This is a genomic window from Altererythrobacter chaiwopuensis (assembly GCF_054957735.1).
This window is the reverse complement of record NZ_JBTXJF010000011.1, coordinates 1-275: the sequence shown is the minus strand read 5'-3', so window position 1 is coordinate 275 and position 275 is coordinate 1. Positions and strand designations below refer to the sequence as shown.

Sequence of the window (275 nt, the reverse complement as noted above, 5' to 3'; positions counted from 1 at the left end):
CGCCGAGCGCCTGCCCCACGCCCTTGAGCACCTCGGCGGAGAACGGCTCGAAGTCGGCCACGAGCACGCCGATCACGCCGGTGCGACGCGAGCGCATGCTGCTGGCCACGAGGCTCGACTCATAGCCGAGGGCGGCGACCGCCTCCATGACCCGCGCGTGCGTGGCCGGCGCGATGCCGTACCGTCCGTTCACGGCCTTGGAGACCGTCGCGACCGAAACGCCCGCGACGCGGGCGACGTCGTGGATCGTTGCCCGCTGCGTCATGGCGCTCAGC

1 protein-coding gene is annotated in these 275 nt (G+C 72.7%); it reads right to left on the bottom strand.

All coding sequences use genetic code 11. The features are described 5' to 3' along the window. A partial coding sequence (locus ACX3VQ_RS12995) for a LacI family DNA-binding transcriptional regulator (protein WP_462581467.1) occupies positions 1 to 275 on the bottom strand: 275 nt, incomplete at both ends.